Genomic DNA, 20096 nt, shown 5'->3' on the forward strand with positions numbered 1-20096 from the left:
TAAAAAACGGACAAAAAAAAGCACTGAGCCAAGCTCAGTGCCAACAAATATGTAATGACAGACAATGTCAAAATACAGGAAGTTAAAAGTGGTAGATACGACTACCTGTCTAACCAGTGTTAGACAAATGCAAACACAACATCGCAACCACGGAAACAGTCTAAATAGAGAGACGTCACATGTGGATGCGGGATGCACTATAGGGTGTTGCTGGTATATCAGCAATCGACAATTTATAATGTCAACGATTAGAAAAATTAATGAATAGGGTGTCCGTTTATGGCAAGGCGTCTTCCTCCACTTAACGCGCTGCGCGTTTTTGAAGCAGCCGCACGACATTTGAGTTTTACCCGTGCAGCTGAAGAGCTCTTTGTGACTCAGGCGGCGGTGAGTCATCAAATCAAAGCGTTAGAAGAATTTTTGGGATTAAAGCTATTTCGTCGTCGTAACCGCTCGCTGTTGTTGACGGAAGAAGGTCAAAGCTACTTTCTTGATATTAAAGATATATTCTCGGAACTTTCTTATGCCACTGATAAAGTGTTAGAGCGAAGTGCCAAAGGGGCGCTGACCATTAGTTTGCCACCCAGTTTCGCGATTCAATGGTTGGTGCCGAGGCTCGCTGATTTTAATAAAGCGCATCCAGATATCGATGTTCGGATAAAAGCGGTTGATTTGGAGGATGGGTCATTAACCGATGATGTCGACGTAGCCATTTATTATGGCCGAGGCCATTGGACGGGTTTACGCTGTGACCTATTGTACCAAGAGTGCTTGTTGCCTGTTTGTTCTCCCATGTTGCTAGAGTCCGGTTATCCGCTCCAAGCGCCAGACGATCTCGTCCATCATGTTTTGTTGCATGATCGCTCACGCAAAGAATGGAAGGCGTTCGCAAAAGCCCATCAATTGAGTGAAGTGAACGTTGAGCACGGTCCTATTTTTAGTCATTCGTCGATGGTGCTTCAGGCAGCAGCTCATGGACAGGGCGTTGCATTAGGGAATAATGTGCTTTCCCAACCTGAACTGGCCTCTGGACGTTTGGTGCAACCTTTTGAGCAGGTGTTAAAAAGTGACAATGGTTTTTATCTGGTGAGTCAACAAAGAGACGCTGACACCGGGCGCATTACTGCGTTTCGAGAATGGATGCTAGCCACTGCAGCAAAAGAGCAAGCGAGTATGAATTTATGATAGATCTAGAATTTGATGGGCCTGACAGTGCCACCGAGTGGGTGATTATTGCTCATGGTGCAGGCGCCGGCAAAGAGCATGAGTTTATGACGGATATCGCGACACGCATCGGAGTCGGTTGCCGTGTGGTGCGGTTTAATTTTCCCTATATGGAAAAGCGTCAGGAAGATGGCAAAAAGCGTCCGCCAGACCGTGCACCTAAGCTACTTGCACACTTTGAAGCTGTGATTGATGCCATCGATAGTTTACGCCCAAAAGAAAGTCGTTTATGGCTTGCCGGTAAATCGATGGGAGGACGTATGGCCAGCCACCTTACCGGCCATTCATCAGTCAGCGGGGTGGTGTGCTTTGGCTTTCCTTTTCACCCTCCAGGCAAGCCTGAAAAATATAAAGGCGAGCATTTAGCGACCGTGACCAAACCGTTGCTCATTGTGCAAGGGGAGCGTGATACCTTTGGTCGGAAAGAAGAAGTGATGGGGTATTCATACTCATCAAGTATTGATATTGAGTTCGTTCCTGATGGCGATCATAGTTTCAAGCCGCGCAAAGCGTCAGGTTACACTGAGTCGGACAATCGGCAGTTTGCGGTCGACTGTCTACTGCGTTTTATTGAGCGCCAAGGAGCGAAAGCATGAAATTAAACCACTGGATCAGCCTAGCTGCTTTAGGGGCAGGACTGGCTGTCGGGCTAGGTGCCTTTGCAGCACATGGTTTGAAAATGGTTTTGTCCGATTATCAATTAGCTATTTTTAAAACCGGCGTTAACTATCAGATGTGGCATAGTTTAGCCTTGCTTGGACTGTGTGCACTTTCTTCACGGATCTCCACGCGGTTATTCAGCTGGGTCGCTTGGGCTTGGTTAGTTGGTATGATCGGCTTTAGCGGTAGCTTATACCTGCTTGCTCTCACGGAGATGCATTGGCTAGGACCGGTAACACCAGTTGGCGGCGTGAGCTTTTTAATCGGCTGGGGAGGGCTCGCTGTGGGCGCATGGCGTACAAACGTTTCTCTCTCTTATCCATCGCGTTAAAAGCGGCTATCTGCATTTCTTTCTTGTCGAGATGACAGATATAATGCGCAGCTTATTTTTATCATCACATAGCGTGATCCTATCGTCGAACCAGAGGGTGTTATGAACCAGGTTTTGCTTTACTGCCGTGCAGGATTTGAAAAAGACTGCGCCGCAGAAATCCAACAAAAAACCACCGAAATGGGCGTGTATGGGTTTCCGCGCGTGATAAATAACAGCGCGTATGTTGTGTTTGAGTGCTACCAAGAAGATGACGCTGAGCGCGTTGTGCGTGATTTATCGTTGGACTCGCTGATCTTTGCGCGCCAAATGATTGCTGTGACCGCCGCCTTGTCGAATCTTGACCCTGATGATCGTATTTCCCCGATTTTGGCGGTAGCGAGCGATCTGCCTAAAGGTGGCGATCTACGGGTGGAGACACCGGATAACGATGAGGCTAAAGCCTTATTGAAGTTTTGCCGTAAGTTTACCGTGCCACTACGCCAAGCCTTGCGCAAACAAGGCGTCATGTTAGCCAAAGATAACCCCAAAAAACCGGTGATTCACTTATGCTTTACCGCACCGGGCACTTGCTTGGTGGGCTACTCGCTGACGACCAATAACTCACCTCATTATATGGGCCTACCACGGATGAAATTTCCGTCTGATGCGCCAAGCCGTTCGACATTAAAACTGGAAGAGGCCTTTCATCATTTTATACCCAAGGATGAGTGGGATACGCGTTTAGCGCCTGGCATGTGGGCGGTCGATTTAGGTGCATGCCCCGGGGGCTGGACCTATCAATTGGTAAAACGCTCGATGTTTGTCCATGCGGTGGATAATGGGGCTATGGCTGAAAGCCTGATGGAGACAGGACAAGTGTTTCATCATGCCGAAGATGGGTTTAAATTTGAGCCGACGCGCAAGAATGTGACCTGGTTAGTGTGCGACATGATTGAAAAACCATCGCGAGTGGCGCGGTTGATGGGAGAGTGGTTAATTGAAGGTTGGGCCCAAGAGGCTATTTTTAACTTGAAACTGCCGATGAGCCGACGTTATGAGCAGGTGTCAGAAAACTTGCAAACCCTAGGTGCATTTTTGGCTGACTACAATGTGCCGTATGAAATGCGCGCGAAACACCTTTATCACGATCGTGAAGAAATCACCGTGCACTTGCGCCGTGTGAAACGCCAGCAACGTGGCGGCTAACGTTCAAAGCGGATATCTTGCAGGTTAAAACCGAGTGGGATATCCGTTTTTAATTGGGCTACCTTTTTACAACGTTGGGCTAAATCCTGGTGCCCAGCGAGCTTTTTTTGCCATTTTTGTTCGACATCGCTCGCGGCGAAAATAGCGTCAAGCGTCTCGTACCGCTCAAGCAGCGTTGCCGCCGTTTTTGCACCAATACCGGGGACGCCGCTCACTTCGCTACTGCTGATCCCGGCCAGCCCCCAAAAATCGCACAGCTGCTCAGGACGCACACCGAACTGAGCGTCAACAAACGCTAAATCGAGCCACCGGTGTTGGAAGTAATCACGAATGCTTAACGTGGGTTGTAATAGCTGGCAGTAGCCTTTATCGGTAGAAACAATCGTGACGTGCTCATGACGCGCTGCCACTTTTAATGCCAAGGTAGCAATCATGTCGTCGGCTTCATCGCCTTGTGACAGTAACGCATCGACCCCTCTTTGCCAAAATGCTTCTTGGATCGTGTCTAAGCCTTGTTCTAGTGCCACAGGCATGGGCTTACGGTTTTGTTTATAGGTGGGAAGTATCTCGGCCCGCCAACCTCGATCAGGGCCAATATGATCAAACACGGCAACAATATGGCTAGGCTGGCTATGATTGATGATTTTATCCAAGGTTTTGATGCAGGATTGAGCAGTCGCATCGATCGATTCTTGATCCGGCTGGGCAGCGTGGACTCGGCGAATAAGATTCATCGCATCAATAATAACAACATGGAGCCTAGACATAATAAAAACCGGGGGGTGCGTTTTATAAATGCCGCATTATACCCGGTTTTTGTTTAGGACGCAGGGCGTTAAAAGTCGTGCCTAAGTCTCGGAAACAATTTCATAGCAAGGCACATACGCAGTGCCAGGTAGCTTCATGCGTTGTTGTTCAACGAAACTTTGCAAAAGTTTATCCATTTTGGCCATCAAATACTTGTCGCCATCAATTTTAAATGGGCCATGGCGTTCAATATTACGCATCCCCTCATCTTTGACGTTACCTGCAACGATGCCTGAAAAAGCCTGGCGCAGTGAAGACGCGAGAAGCTCTGGGCGTTGATTCATGTGTAAGTTGAGGTTTGCCATATTTTCATGCGTGGGCGCGAAGGGATGCTGAAAGCCGGACTCAATTTTTAATGACCAGTTATACGAGTAGGCGTCACCCGTTGCTTTGCGGTGCTCTTTGACGGCGGGCATGGCATTTTTCATCAAACGCGCGGCTTTGGCCGGATCATCAATCACAATTTCGTAGTATTGTGTGGCTGCTTCACCGAGTACATCACGAATAAAATTATCAATATCACGAAAATAGGCCTCGCTCTCTTTGGGCCCAGTGAGTACGATCGGCAGTGGCTGCGCGTGATTATCGGGGTGCATCATGATCCCGAGAATATAAAGTAACTCCTCGGCGGTACCGGCGCCACCAGGAAAAATAATGATACCGTGGGCGATACGAACAAACGCTTCTAAACGCTTCTCGATATCAGGCATGATCACTAATTCGTTCACCATTGGATTGGGCGGCTCGGCGGCAATAATAGATGGCTCAGTCAGGCCGATAAAACGGCTGTCATAAGTACGTTGTTTCGCATGACCGATGGCCGCGCCTTTCATAGGCCCTTCCATCGCACCTGGCCCGCAACCGGTGCAGATATCCAGCTCTCTCAGCCCTAACTCATGGCCCACTTCGCGGGTGTATTGGTATTCGATATCATTGATGGAGTGACCGCCCCAGCATACAACCAGGTTAGGATCGACATGGGGACGCAGTGCTTTGGCGTTGCGTAAGATACCGAATATCAAATTGGTAATATGTGGCGAGCTGTCTAGGTTTAGCGCCGGGCTGTGCTCGAGCTGCACATTGACATGAATGATATCTCTTAGCACAGAAAACATGTGCTCTTGAATGCCACGAATGATTTTACCATCGACGAAGGCATGCTCAGGCGGATTAACCAACTCGAGTTTGATCCCACGCTCTCGACGAAGCACTCGGATTTCGAAGTTTTCATGCTTTTCTAGCAGCGCTTTGGAGCTATCTGTATGACTACCAGAATTTAAAACAGCCAATGAGCAGTTTCGGTATAAACGGTATAAATCACTGCTGGCGCTGGTTTTTAAACGATCAACCTCAATTTGAGAAAGCAGATCCATCGTTCCTATGGGGCTAATGTGTGTGATCATAACGACAACCTCTTACGGACCGCCCCTCTTGAAAAGCCAAGTAGGGAAGATAGCACGGTGCTATAAAAATCAGTGTGTTAATTAAAAATACACACGCCAGCCACAATTGACCAGTAATAATTAACACCAAATAATTTGGTTGCGGCCACTGTTTTTGGCTTGATACAACGCTTGGTCTGCTCGTTCTAGAACGGGGGTTGGCGTATCTTGATCGCTAAAGAGGGTAGCACCAATCGATACGGTGATCGCGACGCGTTCGTTCTTGAATTTTAACGGCAGCTTGCGGATGGTATGGCTGATAGTGGCTAGGATTTCTGTGCGAGTATCATCGTTGGCATCGGGCAATAAGATCACAAACTCTTCACCACCAAACCGAGCTATAAAATCGGTGTCGCGCAAGCATTGATAAATTGTACGCGCGACGATTTTCAAGGCTTTATCACCGACTTCATACCCAAACTGTTGGTTAACTTGCTTGAAGTGATCAATGTCAATCACCGCGAGGCAAAACGGTCGTTGGTACTTCTTCCACAAACGGAACTCATGTTCGAGGCGATCATTGAGCGCGGCGCGATTGTAAACACGGGTCAGTGGATCCAGTAAACGCTTGCGTTCTTGGTCGCCAACATGACGGCGTTGATCCATCGTGTGTTCAGCCAGTGTACTCAACTGGGTTTGATTGTGGCTCAGTTGCTCTTCGAGTGCGCGCTCTCGCGTTTTGAGGGCCTCGTTCTCTTTTGCTATGGCGTTCAGCGCGTCGAGTGCACGTGTTAGTGCGGCCTCAGGATTGGACTCTGGCGTGCCTTTTAGGCCAAGTTCTTTTTCAATGTCAGTAATGGTGTGATCTAGGCGCTGATCAACGCTTTGATGTGCCACCCGCAATTGCGTGGCGTGATCAAAAGCGCGCGTATTTTGCTGACTGATTGCAACCAGATCATCATTCACTTGGGCGAGAAATTGTTGTGATGCCTGACGCTCGGCTTGCGTGGCATCTAAAATCAGCCGAAGGGCGGACAGAGTGAGTGAGACGACAGTCGCTGGCGCGACATCGGTCAATAATTGGCGACGAATATCAAGCAACTGACTGCCAGCTTGACCATCAATATCGAGCTCGGTAATCAGGTTTTGTAGCTCATCTGCGACGCGACGAATTTGGTCTTTATCGAGCTCTATTTGCGCGTGTTGAGCGCGAGGGCGTGTGGCTTGCAAGGTCACAGCCCGCTCGTAGAGCTGAAGTAGTCGGATCAAATGCTGCGTTCTTTCAGTATCACTGTTCGCCGATTTTGCTAGCAACTCGCGTAAATCTCGCTTGAGTTGAGCAGGCAGGCCGATAACACGTTGTAGCGTTTCACCACTGGTATGAAACTGCTCTTCGAGATGGGACTGTGCTTTTTTTTGTGTCATGTCTTGATGACTCACCATGCGTTCAATAACAGCTAAACGCGGAAGCAACGCGCTAACATCCTGCGCTGAGTATAATATGTCACGGAAGTCGGTTAGTTTTTGATCTACCGCGGTGTTTTTGCCTGTGCATGTCGCAATCAATCGCGATGCTAAGCGTTTGAGCGTATGGATCTCTCGACGCGACTTCAAAGCCAGCTCTCGATATGCTGAAGGCGCATGATGATGATCCGCCTGAGCGGTCTGTGCCGACAACGGTGATGGAGTTGACTTAGTCATTTGGTCGAAAAAACACCTAATTACATTCGCGATTCAGCATCACAGGTAGTGAGAATGCACCACCCATGGACGTTAGCTATACCGATTTATTGCTATCGTCATCAATAAAAGATGTTCGCTTTTTATCAGATTCGTGATCCTTCTGCCAGTCCATGAGGCCATTTGATGATGTTTTAACCTTTACTAGCCCAGACTCAATCCCTTTTAGACAGGCTTGGCGAAGGTTGGTATTGACGAAACTCGCCGCCGGCGCCGTATTAATCGCACTAAAGTGGACCCAATGACTTTCTTCACTTTGTTGAGCCAGTGCGCTTGCTTGATGTGTGGCGGTGAGCAAGATCTCTATCAGCTCCTGATCGTTGATCGAGGTATATGCGCGTGGCAAAAAGGGATACTCTGCTAAGCCAATGGCGACGTGTGGCGTTAAACGCGCTAGATGTTGAGGAGCAGCATCAATGGATGTGTGGTCATCAAGTAATTGATCTGATGTGTCGACAGTAGCGTCCTTAGCGGGCGCTTCGTGGACGGTATTTTGGTATTGGGTGACAAAATCCTCTATCAATGTTTGTACAAATTGTGCGAGTGCTTCAGGTTTGGTGTTTTCGTCCCAGTTTGTCTCTATATAGATAAACAGGGTGTCAGCAAAATGGTACAGACGCCCAGATTGTGTCACACGTTCAGACAGATACTCACCGAGCTGGCGTTCTATGTCTTGAGCACGTTGGTAACCATGCAACAAAAACAATTCTTTGAGAAAAACCACGTCGAACATGGCGAAGCGTAGCCGATCACTGAGCGGTTGGTGAATCATGTCGTTGAGGTACCATTGCTCAAAATTGGCATTACTTTTTTCAAGCGAACGCGGCAATTTGGCATTAAGCATACGTAAGTTTCTCAGCCCAGTGCGAGGGTGAGTGTAGAAGTCATCACGTAACTGCTCGAGTTCGGTTTGGCGTAACACTGCGGCGCGGTGGCGTAGATAGACAATGGCAATTAGGACACCCAGGCTGCCCAATAGAAAGTAATTGACTTTTTGTAGGTGCAACTGCTCTTGATGCGCCGTATCGAGCTGACGCTGTAATTCATCCATTTGTAACTGGCGTTCAACCACACGCTGCTGTTGCTTAAAGGTATCTGCTTGTTGCTGTTGCTTTGATTGAGCCTGTGTTGCTCGTAATTGCTCATATTCTCGCTGCATAGCGAGTGCAACTTGATATCGTTCCTGCGCTTCGAAAGCGTTTGATAATGCCTGATAGGCGTGGGTCATGGTGGTGATATCGTTTTCAGCCTCGGCGCGCTCAAGCGCGGTCTTGATTTCCTTTTCTGCTTGTTTGGGTTGCTCAAGCGCTAAATGTATTCGGCCTTGTAACAGCATGGCCTGAGTTGTCAGTGGCGAGTTTGGCAAACTCCCCACGAGTCGCAATGCATCCTGAATATAGCGATCACTGAGAGGAAAGTGTTTTAGCTCAAAGTAGGTGCGGGCGATGGCTAAGTGTATATCGGCGAGCGGTTGAGTTCGGCCAAGAGACTGCTCAACTTCGAGCGCATTAAAATAATGCACGAGTGCAAAATTATACCGAGATTGCTGCTCGTATAAGGTAGCTAATAAGCGCTGAGACGCTGAGAGTCGTCGGCTGAGTGAGAAGTGTTCGAAAAATGCCGCGGCTTGATTCGCATGCTCGAGTGCTTGCTCGAGTACACCTTGTTGAAAATAAAGTCGAGCAAGTTCCATATTGGCGTTCGCGATCAATGCGGTATATTCATTTTCACTGGCGATCCAAAAAGCGCTTAGCAGTTCAGTTAAGGCACTTTCATGCTGTTCTTGTGCCAGCAAAAAACGTCCAAATGACAGTTGAAACTCGACTTTGTCGCGAAGATCTTGTGGATCATTACTCAGCTGGCTGCGTGCATTTTCATACGCCACTAATGCCGATTCGTTATCTGATGTTTCAGCCAGTATGTTGGCGCGTAGTAAGGCACTACGAAAGCGAAGCTCTGGCCCATTGAGACTATTTTCCGGCAAGGTACTCATCGCCGTTTGTACTGCATCTAACTTTGCCAGTGCGCCTTGTTCATCATGGTCTAAGTGCCAAATAAGCGTCGCTTCAGTCAGAACGACTTGCACGTGAGTATGTTTTAAATCGTACTCTTCAACGACCTGATACGCTTTTTGGAGCGCGGCTTTGGAATCAAGTGGCTGCTCCAAATGAGCATAAGCACGGGCGCTAATTAAATACGCATAAACCGTGTGCAACGGCGTCCGAATCGATCGATCGGTGTCATTGTTGACGTGTGAACGATTAGCCCCTGTCGTTAATCGTCGTTGGGCCAGGAATCGGTTGCTGATTTCTAAGGATTGGATGGGGGATGTATCCAATAATTTTTCGGCATCGGTCAAAACGGGCGAGGAGTGGATAGAAGCGAACGCCGCCATCGACGTCAACCAAAAAAGCAGGCCTACAAGTAGTGGGCTGATGCGCATGCGCCATCCTCTATGTATAAAAATGAAAGAAAGGCTGCCGATAAGCAGCCCCGTTTTGTTATTGTCGTGCTAACCGGTTATTTTCACTCGGGGTTTTGCCCATATTGGTACGATAGGGGTTTATGTCTAAACCGCCGCGGCGAGTATAGCGGGCATAGACGGTCAATTTTTCAGGCTGACAAAAGCGCATAATATCCATAAAAATGCGCTCAACGCACTGCTCGTGAAATTCGTTATGCTCGCGGAATGAAACCAGGTAACGAAGCAATTTCTCACGGTTTATTTTCTTGCCCTTATAAGCAATTCTCACTGAGCCCCAATCGGGCTGGTGAGTGATTAAGCAATTCGATTTGAGCAAATGACTATGAAGGGTTTCGGACACAATGGCACCTTGCGCGGCGTCTTCTAGCCATTCAGGTTGGAAACGATAGTCATCAATACTGATATCTTGATGATCCAAGCACTCGCCTGATAGTCCCGCAATCACTTCCCCTTCTAGTTCACTGAGGGGCGATAAGGTGACATCCACAGCTTCGCCGGCACAAGCGGAAAGGTCGGTTTGCAGTGCATTCGCCACTTGCTGCCAGCTATCGAATCGGGTTTGGTTAAAACTATTGAGGTATAACTTGAACGATTTCGATTCCACTAGGTTTGGGCTGGATGCGGGTAATCGTACCTCGCCGATCGCGACTTGAGGTAAACCGTTCTTGTTTAACCAGGATAGCTCATAGAGCGTCCAGGTATCATAGCCAGTGAAAGGAAGCGACGCCTGATCGAGGCCGATAGCTTGGCGGTTTAATTCGCGCGGGACCGCACGCAGCTGTGACGGATCATATTCAGTTGGGTAATCAGTGTGTTGACCTAGCGATAGTTTGGCTAGGGCATCGGCATCTTGATAATTGCTCATACGGATCTGCTATTGATTCAAGTAGAATGGGTAAAGTTTACTGAATCTTGCTATAGGTTGCGAATGGAGAACACATTACATCGCGCCCTTTGGGCGCTAGCACAGAATTATGTTACCGCATGGCAGCATCAATATCAGAGTTTACCGTGCTCGGATGAGTATATCGGGCTCTCATCGCCTTGTATGGTCAGTAACAATGCGCGTCAAGTACAGTGGCAGCCAGTTAAGCGTGAAACCGCCGCGGACTTTACCAATGTTGAGAAGGGAATATCGCTGCGTTTACACAGTGATATAAAAGATTTTTATAATGGCTTCTATTGCGCCGATTTACCGGTTCGGTTTGCGGGGGAGTCGATCTGTTTGGTGCAAGTTTGGAGCGATGACGATCTCGCACGCTTACAAGAAAATATTTTGGGGCATTTAATGATGCAACGTCAGCGTAAATTGACCCCGACTGTTTTCATTGCCACCACGGATGACGAAATGACGATCATTTCAATTGATAATATGAGCGGCGAAGTGGTGAAAGAAGGATTGAATACTGGCACTCGCGACGTGATAGCCAAAGATGCCGAAGCGTTTGTGACGGCGTTGGAGGTTGATGCTATATGATCCTGACAGAGCTGACGTTTGAGTGTTTCGATAACACCACAGTAGATGCCGTCGATCGTAAGCTTAATGGTTTAATGGACGCGCTGCGATATAACGGTCAGGTGCTTGGACGCGAATTTCCTATTCTCATGCAAGACGGGCAATTTCAGCTCCGTGTGGTGTGTCCAGATGAAGATGCGTTACAACCTAAGTATCATAGTCCTCAAGTCAAACGCGCGTTGCAACAATTGGCTGATGCGTGTTTGACCCAGCCAAAAGTACGCCTTTTGGGGCGCGATCTCAATTCGGAGCAAGCGGCGCCTAATGCGTCACCAAGTTGGCAAGTGTTGTACACAACCTTTGTGCACACGTGCTCACCGCTGCGCTGCGGGGATACGTTGCTACCTATCCCTTTATACCGTTTACCAGCCACCTTTAATGGTGATCATAAGTCGGTCGTCAAATGGCAAACGGAATGGCAGGCCTGTGATGAACTACAAATGGCGGGCGCCAGTGATGCCGAATTTGCTGGGCTTAACGAGATACAAAGCCCCCATACTCGGCTATTTCAACGGGGATGGGATTTGCGCGGTCGGATTGAATACCTAACGGGGATCCCGACTTATTACTATCAATATCGCGTCGGTGGCAAAGACAAGGACAGTGAGTTAACACGCCCTTGTCCGAAATGCGGCGCAGCGTGGCGATTAGATACGCCACTGCACGATATTTTCTTATTTAAGTGTGAGGCTTGCCGTTTGGTCTCAAACCTGTCTTGGGACTTTAAACTAACTTGATTGCTTGATTGTTGTATTACTGATTGTTGTATTACTGATTGTCCAACGTTGCTTCTAACCGGGCCAAACGCTCACTTAGCTGTGTAATGTGTTGCTCAAGTTGATCGATCCGCTCAGCATCAGACAGGGTGATCTCGGGGGCTGACATGGCAGGCAGGGACTGATTTTTTTTGGCACTTTTGACGGCCTGAATGATCAGCGGCAATGGGACTTGTGTATCAAGTTGAGCTTTTATCTTTGCCACTGTCGCGCTTTGTCCTTTTGCGGCGAGCGCTTTTAACGCTCGCTCTAATGCTGCTTGATAGCTCATTTCATCTCCTTGGTTTAAAGTCAGCGGCAAGATTAGGGCTTTCTCAGTAATGCATCAAGCATATCAACTTGCTCAGCCCAGTCGGCATCCTCTTTTACGGCTTGCTCAATCAATGCCCGCTGCGCCGCGTTCCAAAAAGGAGCCTCCACCAGCGTTTGTCCGTCCACCAGACAGTGGCTGGATAAGAAGTGCTCAATCGCTGTGTGATCGCTGTGTGATCGCTGTCTAATCCGAGTTGCTCAAACAGATGTTGCAAATCATGCTGGAACGTTTCCATTGTCTCTCCTATCCTGTTGGTATGAGTCTATATTGACTATAGCAAGAATAAAAAGCGTAGACCTCTCCCCACCGTTGATGACTCCATCCTACCTTGTCGAGACAATTATCCCTTTTCTGTGTGCGATATCTCTTACACGCGCGTGGGATAAAAGCAGAATCGTATCAAGACAAACGACCTGACGATAGTTTATTTTTGATTTAAAACAGTAACTTACTGGATTGTAACTAGTTCGGACTAAAAAATGAGAGATTAAGCACGTGACAGTGACTTGTACCAAGCGTCTATTCGCGTAATCTTATGGGTGTCGGAAGGGAACTGACACAGGGAACAGGAATCACCAAGGACTTGGTACCTCAGGATGAGGCAGTACTTCAGGAAGAAGCGCTGGCAAGGATTGCAAAAAGGACAACGGACGGAACCGTTCGCTGCAAGCAGGAAGCTTGTACGTCAGGAAGACTTAGGACAACCCAGGATGGGGGCTTAAGGATCACTTCTGGACGAAGTCATGGACACCTCCAGGATGGAGAGCTTATCGAAAATCGGAATTTCGGTTTGTCAGGATGACGAAAGGACACCTCCAAGACGGAGAGACATGGAACGACGCTGAAGGAATCGGCGACTGATCAAGGAATGATGCAGGGAGCACCTTTTCGTAGCAGGATGGCTGCAAGTAAAACTTTAGGGCGCGGCGCAAGCTGCGCCCTTTCCTTTTTGAGTGCTTTGGCCGACACTCGGTGGCCGATACTCGGTGACTCCCTGTCACGCATTCGCAAAAACCCCCTCAGCGTGCGCATCATATTTATAATCTAGTACAGCTTATCACGATGCGCGACTATGTTTGTGCACCCAGGTCTCTGTACTCAGGTCTTTGCCCTAAGGTCTTTATACAAGGGAGGGCCTTTGCATTGACGATCTTCTCATCGATCAATCGGATTGCCCCGGCATCGTATGAACAGGCGTATCAATCGCTTTCAGCCTTAGTCCATAAAGCTGTGCTTGACCGGTGTAGTGATCATTACCCGTCGCTGAAAACTCAAACCAATAGTACGTTACCCATCGCCAACCAGCCTTCGTTTTGACCATGGTGTGGCGACCGCGCGCGATTGAGAGTAATTGTAACTCCATTCGTTGACAGTATTGACGAATATGCTGGTGAGCTTGCTCAGATTGCCGCCGCTGTTGCCAAAATAGCAAGGCAATGACGACAACCAGCAAGATGGTCAATAGATCAGTGATCATGTGATGTTTGTGTCACGGCCTGTTGCATCCGAGCCATGGCCTGAGCCAGGGCGGGTGATGTATGACCGTGGAGCCGCGTCAGTAGTGCACCGCGTAACGGCGGTAACATGACCAAATCCGTATAGATTTGCTGAAATAATGCTGCATCTTGGTGGTCTGCCAAGGCAATCAAAAAGCAGTCAAGCACGGATTCATTGGCTAAGCTACGCCAGCAGCGACCGGCAATAGCGACAAAAATTTCTCGGTGGTGGAGCTCTGGCCTTGCAAGCACCGCTTCTATCAGTTGGTGCTCGGTGTCTGAAGGCGCCCCAGCATGAGCACGAAGTAATGCACTGACCAAAAACAAGTCGACATCTTGGTTTTGGCACATTTGAGTAAACATCTCGCGTAAACTTTCCGCTAATTTCGCGTTAATTTCACAATGCTCCAAACAACCTAACAGCGCATATAGTGGTGTGCTAGGTATGTTATTCAGTGCTTTACGAACTCGAGTTGCATTATTTTGCTCCTGCATACGCACGCAGGTATCCGCTAGCCCCTGAAGTCCAACACCTTGCCAATTATCCCAGCCGAGCTCGCCATTGAGGTAATGCTGGGCATGGTCATAGTACTGGCTGGCAGGATGACCCAGTTGATAGGTCAGTGAGGCGTGAAACATCGCCATCTTGTCGTCAGTTGGGGTAAAGGTATAAGGATTGTTGGCCAGTTTCTCGCGCTGTGCCTTGTTTGGCGTCGCGGTCAGGCTCTCGCCCATCGCCGCGCTAACATACTGAAGGAAATCCCCCATTGCAGTGTGATTTAATAACCCTCGCTCATCTAAAGGCATTTTTAAAAACCATACCCAAGGCGTGCCACCTTGTGGCCAAAAAGCCACGGCCATATGCGCTTGCTGACGTAATGGGTGAGGGTAAGGTTGTTGGTTGGCCTCGACGGCACGAAAAGATGCCTCTTCCAGGCGGCACACTCGACGGCCTAAATCATAGACACTGAATTGGCAACCTGCTTGATCAAATAGGGCGCTGAGGGCGTGAACCGTTTGCATGATATCCGCTCTTCGTTATCGCTTAATTAGCCGCGAGTATATCAGTTTTTATCCCTGCAGTGCTCGCCTTGTTAATGTCGTCTTGAATCGGTTCGTGCTATGCTTCGCGCTTTATCGGTCGAGTAATGATGAGGTTGTCAATGACTCTTCGCCAACAATGTGAACAACTCCTTGATGAATTAGAGCAAGTGCTAAACGATCATGCGCTATGGCAGGCGACGCCACCGTCAACTGAGCGGCTAGCCAGCACAGAACCGTTTGCTGTCGATACACTGGCGTGCCACGAATGGTTGCAATGGGTTTTTGTGCCTAAGATGCGAGCGCTTATCAAGACAGAGCAAGCTTTGCCACGTAACTTTGAAATCTCACCGTACGTGGAAGAAGCAATGAAAGAGTATGCAGGCCATAGTGACGTGGTTGCTGTCGTTGTTCGAATTGATAACTTGTTTTCTGATCAATGACCGATACTTTGCTGAACATTTTATACCGTGACGAGCATTTAGTGGTGGTGAATAAACCGTCAGGGATGCTGGTCCACCGCTCTTGGTTAGACAAAGGGGAAACCCGATTTGTGATGCAAACCTTGAGAGATCAAATTGGCCAGCATGTCTATCCATTGCACCGACTGGACAAGCCGACGTCGGGCGTTTTGGTGTTTGCGTTATCCAGTGAAGTGGCCTCTAAGATGATGCCGCAGTTTGCTGAAGGGCAGGTCAAAAAAGCTTACCATGGCATTGTTCGAGGCTGGATTTCCCATGCTGGCCAGTTGGATTACCCGCTGGTGGAAGAACAAGACAAAATAGCGGATAAACACGCCAGCCAACCGGCGACAGCAAAAGCGGCGGTGACTGACTATCAGCCATTGGCGACAGTTGAGCTGCCAATCGCAACCGGACGCTATGCGACCAGTCGTTATAGTTTGGTAGCGATGCAACCTCATACTGGACGTAAGCATCAATTGCGGCGGCATATGCACCACTTAAGCCATCCGATCATTGGTGACACTACTCATGGAGACGGTCGCCACAATCGTGTGTTTAGAGAGCAATTTAATTGTCATCAGCTGCTATTGCACGCCAGTGAGATGACGCTAACGCACCCAGCCAGTGGCGAGACTGTTTTTATTCATGCGCCTTTGGATACAGTCTGGCAGCATGTTATTAAACAGTTGGGCTGGAAAGCGCCGGCGTCATCATACGATAACTAGACCTTGCTATGGGCGGTGTACTCGCATGCCGCCCTTACAGTTTTTCGAGTTCGGCCTCGATTTCTGCAATCTTACTGGCGACCACTTTTTCTAGGTGACGTAGGTCGGTAAGCACTTTTTGCTTCACGTCTTGCTCGGTATGTTCGTGTTGCACGATCTGGTCGAGCTCATCAATGACCAAAGAGAGGCTCCGGTTTATCTCTGTCACTTCTTTTGAGCGACCTGTACCGCTGTCGACGACCACATTTTTACGCTGCCGCGGATATTTAAATTTCATACTCCGCGCAAACAGATCGCCTTTTGGCTTACTAAAATAGATTTTGAGCGTATCGTAGCTTGCTTCTTGACGGAGCGAGTAGCGCTCTATTTTTTCAGGGTGTTCAACACCGATATTCTTTAACTGTTGATACATAGCCACCTCATGGTTAGACATCGTTATGGTTGCGCGTCTTACCCGCGCGATTCCCTGGTATTATTTGGCTTGCGAGAGGGCTTTCTCGAGCGCCGCTTTCAATTGTGCTTGGTGTTCAGAAGTGAGCGCTTGATTGTCGAGATCCGTGACGATAAAAAAGTCCTCTGCGCGCTCACCGATGGTGGTGATTTTAGCCGCGTGAACACTCACATTTTGCCGAGCAAAAACCGCACCGACGCGTGCCAATAGCCCTGGCGTATCGAGCGCGACTAATTCCATGAGTGTACGTCGCCCGTTTTTGGTGGGGAGAAACAACACCTGCGTTTTCACCGAAAAATGTTGTAACTTTTGCGGTGAGCGACGCTTGGGAATAGTGATCTTGCCGGTCTCGTTGAGTGCTTTCCCAACCCCGTCGATAATTCTAGGATGACGATCGATAGAAATCGCATCGTCGTTTTGATCGAGCACCATAAAGGTATCGAGTGCGTGGCCATCTTTGCTGGTCATGACTTGGGCATCATGGACACTGAGGTTTTTCTTATCTAGGGCGGCAACGACGCGTGCGAACAAGCTCGGCCTGTCTTGGCAGTAAACGAATATTTCTGTGCCGCCACGGGTCGCTTTTTTACTGACGAGCACCAGCGGCTTATCATCGGCGTGGTGGAGCAGATGTTCACTATGCCAAGCTATTTGCTTGTGGGTATGGCGAAGAAAATAATCCGCTTTAAAACGTTGCCATAATACTTCAATTTCTCGTGGACTGTGCCCCTGCTTGCGTAACATGGCAGCAGCGAGATGTTTGTTGTGCCGGATCCGTTCTCGGACATCCGGTGGGTTTTCTAGCCCACGTCGTAAGGCTTTTTGAGTGGAATAATAAAGCTCAGCAATTAAGGTACGCTTCCAACTATTCCACAAGTCTGGGTTAGTGGCATTAATGTCTGCCACGGTCAGGCAGAGAAGCAAATCGAGCCGCTCCTCGTCGCGGACCTCTTTGGCAAAGTCGGTGATGACATCGGGATCGTAAATATCGCGACGCTGGGCGGTGACAGACATCAGTAAGTGGTTACGTACCAGCCAACTGACAATGTTGGCTTCTGGCTTTGATAAACCGTGGTCAAGACAAAAATCATGGGATTCAATCGCGCCAATTTCACTGTGATCGCCTCCACGGCCTTTGCCTATATCATGAAAAATAGCCGCAACCAGCAACAGCTCTCTTCGTGCAAGACGCGGAAATACATCGCAACAAATGGGGTGGCGCTCACGATTAGCTTCATCGTCAAACAAACGCATATGTTTGAGCAAACGAATCGTGTGTTCATCAACCGTATAGACATGAAACAAATCAAACTGCATTTGTCCGACAATTTGACTCCACTGTGGGAGGTACGCAGACATGACACCGTGGCGGTGCATTAGTCCAAACGCTTTATGCAGAGCGTTTGGGTGGCGTATGAGTGCCATGAATTTTTCTCTTGCATCGTCTTGCTGACACAAAAAGTGGTTAAGTCGACGTCGAGCGGTACGCAGTTGGCGTAAAGTGGGGGCGGCGATGGCCTCGATCGAGGTGTCGTCGGCGATATGCAGCATCATATCTAAGATAGTCTCAGGGCGTGCTTGAAATAAAGCAGGTTTGCGTGCCTCAATAGTCCGTCCGCAGCGTTGGAAGTCATCACTTAATACGTCGACTTCTCCAGACCGACCATTATCGATGATCACCTGATCAAAGATTTGCAGCAGCATCTTGTTGAGCTCCCCCACGCGTCCGAGGGTGCGAAAGAAATCTTTCATCATGGTCTCGACCGCACGATTACCGTCGCCCCGGTAGCCGAGGAGTTCAGCCACTGAGGTTTGATGAGCGAAGGTCAGTCGGTTGTCGTAGCGGCGCAGCTCAAGATGAAGGGCAAAACGGATCCGCCACAGCACGTTTTGGCATTCGTTAAGTTCACGATACTCAGCATCAGTCAAAAAGCCAAAATCGCTCATTTCTCTCAAGCTGGTGGCACCAAAATGACGGCGCGCAATCCAAGATAGGGTATGAATATCGCGTAAGCTGCCAGGGCTGAGTTTTAAATCTGGCTCGAGTTTATAAGCGGTATCATGATAGCGGCGATGTCGGGCTTTTTGCTCGTCGACTTTCGCTTGATAAAAGCGTTCACTGGGCCAAAAGCTATCATGGTGCACACGGGCCTCGAGCGCCTCGAACAACTGTGAATCGCCACATAAAAGGCGCGACTCTTGTAAATTAGTCGCGACGGTAAGATCATCCAGCCCAACGTCAATACACTCTTCGACAGTCCGGACACTGTGGCCGACTTCCAATTTCAAGTCCCACAACAAAGTGAGTAGATCACTGAGGCTTTGCTGCTGATAAGCATTTAGCGGTGCTTGGCAAAGTAGGAGTAAATCAATATCAGACAGAGGGTGTAATTCACGCCGGCCATAGCCGCCCACCGCGACCAGTGCAAGAGGGCTTTGATCAAAACCAAAGTGATGCCATAACCTAGCCAGAAGGGCATCCATATAATCGGTACGCTGATAAACCAACTCGGCAACGGGAACATTGGCAAGGAAATCTTGCTTTTGCTGTTCAAGTAGCTGTTGGAACTGTGCCTTTAGCGTGATGGGGTCGAGTTGATCATCCCCCAAATGTTGTGGCGTAATTACCGTGTCTGTCATGGCGATCCTTTGCGCAAAAAAAAGCCGGAACGAAACCGGCTCTTATTTCTAGATTAGTGGTTGATGTAACGTGGGAGACTTTCTTCCTCTCGTAACGTTAACACCTCAACCCCTGTGTCGGTCACCAGCAGCGTGTGCTCCCATTGCGCCGACTTTTTACCATCGATGGTATAGACCGTCCAATCATCGTCCTCATCCAGTACGGTCCCATACTTCCCTGCGTTAATCATAGGCTCAATAGTAAAACACATGCCAGGTTTAAGAATGGTACGGTCGTTGTTTTTGTAGTGCACCACTTGTGGATCTTCATGGAAGCTCGCGCCAATACCATGCCCACAGTACTCTTTGACGATGGAGTAGCGTGTGTTGCTGCTCTTGATGAACTTTTGGATCGCTGTTCCTAAATCACCAACAGTCGCACCTGGTTTTACCTTTTTGATCGCGTGATACAGGCTTTCTTGCGTGACACGGCAAAGACGTTTGTCTTCGAGAGACACTTCCCCGACTAAAAACATCTTTGAGGTATCGCCATGGTAGCCATCTTTGATCACGGTGACATCAATATTGACGATGTCGCCTTCTTGGAGCACGTCTTCATCACAAGGTATACCATGACAAACGACATGATTGATTGATGTGCACATGGATTTAGGAAAACCGTGATAGTCCAATGTGGCAGGAATGGTGCCTTGCACGTCAGTCATATACTGGTGAGCGATGTCGTCTAGCTCATGGGTGGTGACCCCAGGCTTAACATGCTCGCCAAGCATCACGAGCACGTCAGCAGCGAGCCGACCGGCTACGCGCATTTTTTCAATTTCTTCTTCTGTTTTAATCGGGATTGTCATTTTGCTTTC

21 protein-coding genes are annotated in these 20096 nt (G+C 48.7%); 8 read left to right on the forward strand and 13 right to left on the reverse strand.

From position 1 onward, the window contains the following. Positions 1–279: 279 nt before the first annotated feature. From BZJ21_RS06850 to rlmM, 4 genes are all read left to right on the forward strand, one after another. The gene (locus tag BZJ21_RS06850) at positions 280–1185 is read left to right on the forward strand and encodes a transcriptional regulator GcvA (protein WP_021022025.1); all 906 of its coding nucleotides are present in this window, start codon (positions 280–282) and stop codon (positions 1183–1185) included. After that, positions 1182–1820, forward strand: coding sequence for an alpha/beta family hydrolase (locus BZJ21_RS06855; RefSeq protein WP_077669422.1), 639 nt, complete (start codon positions 1182–1184; stop codon positions 1818–1820). The genes BZJ21_RS06850 and BZJ21_RS06855 overlap by 4 nt, the downstream gene beginning before the upstream one ends. After that, positions 1817–2215 (forward strand): DUF423 domain-containing protein, encoded by a 399-nt coding sequence (locus BZJ21_RS06860; RefSeq protein ID WP_077669423.1) that lies wholly within the window; start codon positions 1817–1819, stop codon positions 2213–2215. Before BZJ21_RS06855 ends, BZJ21_RS06860 begins: the two co-directional genes overlap by 4 nt. A 102-nt stretch (positions 2216–2317) precedes the next feature. Further along, positions 2318–3403, forward strand: a complete 1086-nt coding sequence (gene rlmM, locus BZJ21_RS06865) for a 23S rRNA (cytidine(2498)-2'-O)-methyltransferase RlmM (protein WP_077669424.1) — start codon at positions 2318–2320, stop codon at positions 3401–3403. On the opposite strand, the gene xni is transcribed toward rlmM, so the two are convergent. The 5 genes from xni to queF form a co-directional block, all read right to left on the reverse strand. Beyond that, positions 3400–4170 carry a flap endonuclease Xni gene (xni, locus tag BZJ21_RS06870; RefSeq protein WP_077576811.1) on the reverse strand — a complete coding sequence of 257 codons (771 nt, stop codon included), beginning with the start codon at positions 4168–4170 and terminating at the stop codon, positions 3400–3402. The two genes, rlmM and xni, sit on opposite strands and share 4 nt — an antisense overlap. Before the next feature lie 81 nt (positions 4171–4251). Further along, complete coding sequence (gene ppnN, locus BZJ21_RS06875; protein ID WP_077576812.1) at positions 4252–5613, reverse strand: nucleotide 5'-monophosphate nucleosidase PpnN; 1362 nt, start codon at positions 5611–5613, stop codon at positions 4252–4254. 120 nt (positions 5614–5733) lie between these two features. Beyond that, complete coding sequence (locus BZJ21_RS06880) at positions 5734–7293, reverse strand: GGDEF domain-containing protein (protein WP_077669425.1); 1560 nt, start codon at positions 7291–7293, stop codon at positions 5734–5736. Positions 7294–7369: 76 nt separating this feature from the next. Then, positions 7370–9775 (reverse strand): tetratricopeptide repeat protein, encoded by a 2406-nt coding sequence (locus tag BZJ21_RS06885; protein ID WP_077669426.1) that lies wholly within the window; start codon positions 9773–9775, stop codon positions 7370–7372. A gap of 58 nt (positions 9776–9833) precedes the next feature. Next, positions 9834–10682, reverse strand: coding sequence for an NADPH-dependent 7-cyano-7-deazaguanine reductase QueF (gene queF / locus BZJ21_RS06890; protein ID WP_021022017.1), 849 nt, complete (start codon positions 10680–10682; stop codon positions 9834–9836). A gap of 63 nt (positions 10683–10745) precedes the next feature. Here queF and syd point away from each other — a divergent pair, with 63 nt between their 5' ends. Both syd and BZJ21_RS06900 read left to right on the forward strand, forming a co-directional pair. Beyond that, positions 10746–11294: a SecY-interacting protein gene (gene syd, locus BZJ21_RS06895; protein WP_077669427.1), complete on the forward strand. Its 549-nt coding sequence runs from the start codon at positions 10746–10748 to the stop codon at positions 11292–11294. Beyond that, positions 11291–12070, forward strand: a complete 780-nt coding sequence (locus tag BZJ21_RS06900; RefSeq protein WP_077459739.1) for a Zn-ribbon-containing protein — start codon at positions 11291–11293, stop codon at positions 12068–12070. The genes syd and BZJ21_RS06900 overlap by 4 nt, the downstream gene beginning before the upstream one ends. A 31-nt stretch (positions 12071–12101) precedes the next feature. On the opposite strand, the gene BZJ21_RS06905 is transcribed toward BZJ21_RS06900, so the two are convergent. From BZJ21_RS06905 to BZJ21_RS06925, 5 genes are all read right to left on the reverse strand, one after another. Beyond that, positions 12102–12380 carry a hypothetical protein gene (locus tag BZJ21_RS06905; RefSeq protein WP_021022014.1) on the reverse strand — a complete coding sequence of 93 codons (279 nt, stop codon included), beginning with the start codon at positions 12378–12380 and terminating at the stop codon, positions 12102–12104. A 32-nt stretch (positions 12381–12412) separates the two neighbouring features. Next, complete coding sequence (locus tag BZJ21_RS16815) at positions 12413–12529, reverse strand: DUF2789 family protein (RefSeq protein WP_394329755.1); 117 nt, start codon at positions 12527–12529, stop codon at positions 12413–12415. Then, the gene (locus BZJ21_RS06910; RefSeq protein WP_330359242.1) at positions 12490–12657 is read right to left on the reverse strand and encodes a DUF2789 family protein; all 168 of its coding nucleotides are present in this window, start codon (positions 12655–12657) and stop codon (positions 12490–12492) included. Before BZJ21_RS06910 ends, BZJ21_RS16815 begins: the two co-directional genes overlap by 40 nt. Positions 12658–13584: 927 nt before the next feature. After that, the gene (locus BZJ21_RS06920) at positions 13585–13899 is read right to left on the reverse strand and encodes a DUF3301 domain-containing protein (RefSeq protein ID WP_021022011.1); all 315 of its coding nucleotides are present in this window, start codon (positions 13897–13899) and stop codon (positions 13585–13587) included. Further along, a complete protein-coding gene (locus BZJ21_RS06925) occupies positions 13889–14941 on the reverse strand; it encodes a DUF3549 family protein (RefSeq protein WP_077669428.1) in 1053 nt (350 codons plus the stop codon). The genes BZJ21_RS06920 and BZJ21_RS06925 overlap by 11 nt, the downstream gene beginning before the upstream one ends. 140 nt (positions 14942–15081) lie before the next feature. Here BZJ21_RS06925 and BZJ21_RS06930 point away from each other — a divergent pair, with 140 nt between their 5' ends. Further along, positions 15082–15402 carry a YqcC family protein gene (locus BZJ21_RS06930; protein ID WP_077669429.1) on the forward strand — a complete coding sequence of 107 codons (321 nt, stop codon included), beginning with the start codon at positions 15082–15084 and terminating at the stop codon, positions 15400–15402. Between the two features lie 8 nt (positions 15403–15410). Continuing rightward, positions 15411–16148 (forward strand): tRNA pseudouridine(65) synthase TruC, encoded by a 738-nt coding sequence (truC, locus tag BZJ21_RS06935; protein WP_236719531.1) that lies wholly within the window; start codon positions 15411–15413, stop codon positions 16146–16148. Between the two features lie 34 nt (positions 16149–16182). On the opposite strand, the gene BZJ21_RS06940 is transcribed toward truC, so the two are convergent. Genes BZJ21_RS06940 through map form a run of 3 tightly spaced genes read right to left on the reverse strand, consistent with a single transcriptional unit; the run spans position 16183 to position 20087 of the window. Then, positions 16183–16560, reverse strand: a complete 378-nt coding sequence (locus BZJ21_RS06940) for a DUF3461 family protein (protein WP_021022007.1) — start codon at positions 16558–16560, stop codon at positions 16183–16185. Positions 16561–16620: 60 nt separating this feature from the next. Next, positions 16621–19239 carry a bifunctional uridylyltransferase/uridylyl-removing protein GlnD gene (gene glnD, locus BZJ21_RS06945; protein WP_077576823.1) on the reverse strand — a complete coding sequence of 873 codons (2619 nt, stop codon included), beginning with the start codon at positions 19237–19239 and terminating at the stop codon, positions 16621–16623. A gap of 53 nt (positions 19240–19292) precedes the next feature. Then, positions 19293–20087 (reverse strand): type I methionyl aminopeptidase, encoded by a 795-nt coding sequence (map, locus tag BZJ21_RS06950; RefSeq protein ID WP_077669431.1) that lies wholly within the window; start codon positions 20085–20087, stop codon positions 19293–19295. Positions 20088–20096: the final 9 nt, after the last annotated feature.

This window comes from Salinivibrio costicola subsp. alcaliphilus, assembly GCF_001996185.1.
Lineage (GTDB): Bacteria > Pseudomonadota > Gammaproteobacteria > Enterobacterales > Vibrionaceae > Salinivibrio > Salinivibrio costicola.